Annotated in this window: 2 protein-coding genes; one reads left to right on the plus strand and one right to left on the minus strand. The window is 38.5% G+C overall.

Going from position 1 to position 1,686, the window contains the following annotated elements:
- Nucleotides 1-190: 190 nt before the first annotated feature.
- Nucleotides 191-694, minus strand: coding sequence for a hypothetical protein (locus tag H6G97_RS50970; RefSeq protein ID WP_190947763.1), 504 nt, complete (start codon nt 692-694; stop codon nt 191-193).
- Between the two features lie 368 nt (nt 695-1,062).
- On the opposite strand from H6G97_RS50970, the gene H6G97_RS50975 reads away from it, so the two are divergent.
- On the plus strand, nt 1,063-1,686 hold a 624-nt coding region (locus H6G97_RS50975; protein WP_190947764.1), incomplete at its 3' end, for a sigma-70 family RNA polymerase sigma factor.

Consider the following 1,686-nt stretch of genomic DNA (forward strand, 5'->3'; position numbering starts at 1 on the left):
TTGCAAATCGAATAGAGAACCTTGAGTGAAAAGTTGCTGTACCATTGCATCACTCACAATATTATTTTTTCACTTTTGCTATGGCGAAGCCTTTCTCTTACTAATAAATGAGGCAAGTAATTGCCTCATTTAAACCTTTGAACGTTCAGATATTTATTCTTCGGTGATCGGACGAGAATTAAAAAGCGAATTAAGCAGTTTTACGCGGTCTCCCTGGCTTGCGCTTGCCTGAAGACTTTACATCAGCCTGTTTATTTTTCGGTGACTTGTTGGCAGCATTGTTAGCTTTATTTGAACGAGTAGTACGTTTTGGTTGTGGTGAAAATTCTTTAACTGGAGGCAGTAATCTCAATGGACTTCTTACTGAAGTCGGGTAAAAGGGCAGGAGTAAAGGGGAAAGGATGGAACTTTCTCTTTCTCTTTGCCTTTCCCCTTCATTACTTGTACGATGAACAATTTCATCCTCTAACATCCAAGGATCTGATAATTTTTCAAAAGTCAGAGTTTGTGGCGTGATTATTTCTGATACTGGTGGGATTGTAGAAGTAGCTATATTTCCATTACTAACCGAAACCACATTACTAGCGTAAGCAGCCGATACAAATAGTCCGCTAATGAACTCGAATATAACGAGAGTAACAAATGCCCAAAAGATAGCTACGATTGCCAGGGTAAGTACAGATTGCATATCCATGATTATTCCTCAACTAAGTATTTGTAATTTTCAATTGATTTACGCAAAGCGTCTTTGAGCCTTGTCCAAATGTGAAGCGAATTTGAACATATCCTCTCTTAAGGAGAGGACTTCACTCTAAATTTAGCGTAGCGTACCTCTGATTTAATCCAACCAAATTTTTCATTACCTTAGAACTTAGTTACAAAATACAGCAGATTTTAGTATTTACCTATTTGAAGATTTCAAGTATTATATCTATAAATGTATTTGACAAATATGAATATTGGTTTAAGTCTATGATTAAGATTTGATTTATTAGCTAATTATTGAAATAAAACATTTTAACAAACGAAAAATAAAAGTATTCGTCACAATTAATTGAAAGTATGCCCAGCCTAACTACCGACTTAGTTCGCTCTTACCTCAAAGAAATCGGACGCTACCCTCTGCTAACTCCTGAGCAAGAAATTACAAACGCTCGGCTTGTCCAGCAGATGATGGCGATTGAAGAACAGCGCTCAAGCCTTGCACTTCAACTAAACCGACAACCAACTGCAAGAGAATTAGCCACTTCGCTTGGGCAAACCGAAGCTGAAGTACAAGCAATCATTCAACAAGGTCAAAAAGCTAAAGAGAAAATGGTGACTGCTAACTTACGGTTAGTGGTTTCTGTTGCCAAAAAATACCAGAATCACAATTTAGATTTTCTCGATTTGCTCCCAGAAGGAGCATTAGGTCTACAAAAGGGGATCAAAAAGTTTGATCCCAACCGAGGCTATAAACTATCGACCTACGTTTACTGGTGGATTAAGCAGTCAATTACACGGGCGATCGGAGAAAAGTCTCGCACTATCCGTCTGCCAATCCATATCAACGATAAATTAAACAAAATCAGGAGAGTACAGCAGCAACTGTCTCAATCTCTGGGTCGTCCTCCAGTTGTAGCAGAAATTGCCGAATCCTTAAATGTATTGCCCAATCAGATACGGGAATACCTTCACGTTTCCCGC

It is taken from the genome of Nostoc flagelliforme FACHB-838 (assembly GCF_014698065.1).
GTDB classification, from domain to species: domain Bacteria; phylum Cyanobacteriota; class Cyanobacteriia; order Cyanobacteriales; family Nostocaceae; genus Nostoc; species Nostoc flagelliforme_B.